Annotated in this window: 3 protein-coding genes and 1 pseudogene; 2 read left to right on the top strand and 2 right to left on the bottom strand. The window is 64.8% G+C overall.

The window, feature by feature from the left end:
* The first annotated feature begins 766 nt into the window (after nucleotides 1-766).
* Entirely contained in the window at nucleotides 767-997 is a 231-nt protein-coding gene (locus tag ACZ7GZ_RS42725) for a chaplin (RefSeq protein WP_471033213.1), read from the top strand.
* 881 nt (nucleotides 998-1,878) lie between these two features.
* On the opposite strand, the gene ACZ7GZ_RS42730 is transcribed toward ACZ7GZ_RS42725, so the two are convergent.
* Entirely contained in the window at nucleotides 1,879-2,223 is a 345-nt protein-coding gene (locus tag ACZ7GZ_RS42730) for a transposase (protein ID WP_471033215.1), read from the bottom strand.
* A gap of 140 nt (nucleotides 2,224-2,363) precedes the next feature.
* Nucleotides 2,364-2,822 (bottom strand): annotated as a pseudogene (locus ACZ7GZ_RS42735) (IS110 family transposase); the annotation flags it as partial.
* Nucleotides 2,823-3,113: 291 nt separating this feature from the next.
* On the opposite strand from ACZ7GZ_RS42735, the gene ACZ7GZ_RS42740 reads away from it, so the two are divergent.
* Nucleotides 3,114-3,513: helix-turn-helix domain-containing protein (locus ACZ7GZ_RS42740; protein WP_471033210.1), on the top strand; the 400-nt coding region annotated here is incomplete at its 3' end.

Below are 3,513 nucleotides of genomic sequence, written 5' to 3' on the forward strand. Positions count from 1 at the left end.
CCGCCTGCCGGGCAGGGAGCGGAATCCCTATCGACACACGCCCCGGGGCGCACGCCCCAACACTGATCGGCTACACCACGAAGCGGGACGCCATCAGAGCTCACCCTGCCGAGCTGAAATCAGTAACGCCTATGCTCCCCAATTGGCTCGCAGGCCATATCACTGACGCACTGAGGGCCGCTCTTCCCCACTCCCAGCGGTAAGGGTGGCCCTTCACCGTGGCGGTACCTTGGTCAAACAGTTGGCCGGATTATGGCGCCGTAACGTTTTTGCCACAGTGGTCGTTCTCCTCGCGAGATCCGGCGCGGGCCAGCTTGTGCGCCTGAGTAAGGATCTCGGCTGCTTGACTGCACAGTCGGAAGCCTCTCTGGAGTCACGTCCGCTGTCACAGACGGCCCGCACCTGTGTTCCCGGCAGGTGCGGGTCAGCGTGTCCGCACCTGCCGGCAGTAGTCAATTACCGCGAGCAAGGCCCTGAGTGATGGCTCTGCTGGCGAGCAACGAGGCTGCTGCCTCGCCCGAGGCCGCCGCACCTCTAACTGAATGAGTGAGCTTCTTCAGTAGTCACTCCGCGAGATGAACGGTCGCTGGAGGTTGACTTGCGTTCCGACCTGCAGTGGGCGCCAACTTCTATAGAGTCAACCTTCACCCGATCGGTGCCCGTTCTGAAGAGGCTCAGTGTCTTCTACCGGCTTCTGAATTTACTGAAGTTTCCCTGTGAACGCCGGGAGAGCAAAAGAATGATCATCTCAACGAAGGAGAACGCGATGCGTGGACGCCCCGCTTTTGCCACCGCTACCCTGGCTGCTGCTGCAGTCCTGGGATGCGCAAGCGCCGCAGTCGCCGACGGTAGCGCCGGCGGCACGGCCAATAATTCGCCCGGAATTGCGAGCGGCAACCTGGTTCAGGCGCCCGTACACGTGCCCGTGAACGCCTGCGGCACGACCGTTACGGTCGTTGGGGTCTTCAACCCCTCGGCCGGCAACGTTTGCGGTTAGGCACTGGGGCCTGTCTGACCTGGAGTCTTCGAACGGGAAATGTGCCGCCGGCTCGGTGATCCGTGCGGCCGTCGGGGATAGCTTGACCGCATTCGGTGGCACGATGCGATGGTGTGTTGGGCGGTATGGCGTTGCTTGTAACCGGTCCAGCGCGGAACCTACTGAACCTCTTTCGTGTTGCCTCTGGAGGGTTGTATGGCCTGGTAAGCGGGGTGGTGACGTGGTGAAGCCCCTCGTTGTTGGTTGTGGTGATCTCACTCAGCACGGCCATCGGCCGGGGGGCTTCGTTGGTTCCGTATCCTTCCATGCGCGACATCCCGGACGAGCTGGTTGAGTACGTCTCATGGCCCATCTACGCTCGAAGGCGTGAACTGAACTCTCCGTGGCGCAGGCTCGGTTGCTTCAAGCAGGCTCTGCTGGTCCTCGCGCATCTCCGGAAGAACGAGACGTTCGCGCAGGTGGGAGCCGGGCAGAGGCTGCCAGAATGTCCCGGGGCGGTCCTGGATTCAACACGCTCACGTCTGCGGCAGCTGAGATGGCTTCCGTTGCGGGCCAACTGGCCGTTCTACTGATGGTGCCCCGTCTGTATCACAGGGGTGCGCGGTCGGGGCATCAGCGGGGTGGACGGTCAGCGCGAGGGTCCACCCCGACTCCCTGCCTTTGGCGCTGCGGTAGTCGCCATACCACGTCGAAGGATGGCGGCGGGGCGTCGGGGTCGGCCACGTTGCCACAAAGCCGACCAGAATCAGGACGAACAAATGTTAACCAACATCCCCTCCACGCCACCCCTCACCGCTAGCGCCTCTGTGTGTCAAGCGGCCTGAGCGAGGTGGTTCGGGTTGATCGCGTTTCATGATCCGGTAGACCACGTTGGACAGCCGTCATTTCAGGGCTCGGCGGGCCTCCGCGGGCGTCTTTCCTTCTGCGATCTTGCGCAGGCACGCGGTTGCCGCCGGTGTTGAGCCGGTGGTGGGGCATTTGCCGCTGGAGGCGTCCATGGGCGCGCTGCCGGTGTAGCTGGCGAAGTGGTGCTCGGTGGGGAAGCGGCTGACGTCGCCAACGTGACCGATGACCTTGGCAGCCAGGACGGTGCCCAGACCCGGCAGGTAGTGAGTGTGGTGTGGGTCGCGGCGAGGGCGTCGCGCATTTCGACTTCGTTGTCCTTGACCTGCCGGTCCAGGCGACGCAGGTCGGCGAGCAGGTCGCGGGTTATGTCCCGGCGGCAGGCATCGGTGGCGGTCAGGGGGCGGATGCCCTTCGTGGCGGCAGCGGCCTTGTCGGCGGACAGCCTCGTGGGGGGACCTCCGGGCAGGAGGTCGCGCAGGACGGCGTGGAGTCGGTTCAGGACGCGGGTGCGTTCGTGGACCAGGTCGTCGTGCCGTTCGGTCAGGAGCCGCAGGATCGTGGTCTGGTCCTCGGGCTCCACAGGCCGCAAGTCCTCACTGAACAAGGCGGCTTGGGCGACGTAGCGGGCGTCGTTGGCGTCGGTCTTGCGGTCGCCACCGGTGGCCAGCAGCAGGGCCCGGGCAGAGAGGGTGAAGGGTACGTCGACCACGTTCTCGCCCGCGGCGGCCAGCTGCTGGACAAGGGTTCGGCCCAGGCCGCGGGCGCCTTCGACGGCGAAGCGGCGCTCGGGCCACTGCTCGCACCAGCGCATCAGCTGGCGGAAGGTGCCGGCGTTGACGACGAACCCGCGCTGGGCCACGTGGTGGCCTGCGGCATCGACAGTGACGGCGGTGTGGGACGACTTGTGAGGATCGACACCGATAAGGATCACAGGCTGGCCTCGCACTCGCTGAGACAAGGATGGGAGTCCGGTGGGCATCCTGACTTGAAGTCACCGTGTCACCGTCATGCCTCTGTCGAGCCACACTGAGCTTGTTCCGCTTTGACGGACACTGTCGGTGTGGTCGTCACGCTGCGAGTGCGGTCTCGTATTCGGCGGGACTGCGGTAGCCGAGGCTGCTGTGCAGTCGGTGCAAGTTGTACCAGGAGCCCTTTTCATTTGTGCAGCTGGCGGGTGAGGGTGAGTTGGGTGTTGACGGTGGCGTGACGAACGGGCACCCCGCTGGTTTGGAGAGTCGCCAAACATCAGCCTCACCTGCGGAGATGCCCCGTGTTCTCCTATCCTGCCGGATGCGATCTCGACGAGGAGCTCCTGGAACTGGTCACGGTGGTGATCGCGTCCTGCGAAGCCGGCCGGCAGTGCCGGCTGCGTCCGTACGACCGGGCCCGGTGCACCCTGGTCTACCTGCGCAAGCACGACACTCTCGAACAGATCGGCGCCGGCTTCGGCATCAGCACAACGACCGCCTGGCGCTACGTGAACCACACGATCGGGCAACCCGCGGTGTTCGCCCCGACGTTGACGCAGGCCCTGACCAGCCACCCCGCGGACGGGTACCTGTTGCTGGACGGTACTGTCAATCCCCAGAAAGCGTGGAGGACTTCCCTATGCTGCTCGGTCCTCCTGATGGGCCTGCGTCCTGGCCTCGGTGACGGTTCGCTCGAAGTCC

It is taken from the genome of Streptomyces sp. NPDC037288 (genome assembly GCF_055603265.1).

Coding starts and splice junctions, on each gene's coding strand:
- ACZ7GZ_RS42725 (WP_471033213.1), top strand. CDS start 767: ATGCGTGGACGCCCCGCTTTTGCCACCGCTACCCTGGCTGCTGCTGCA.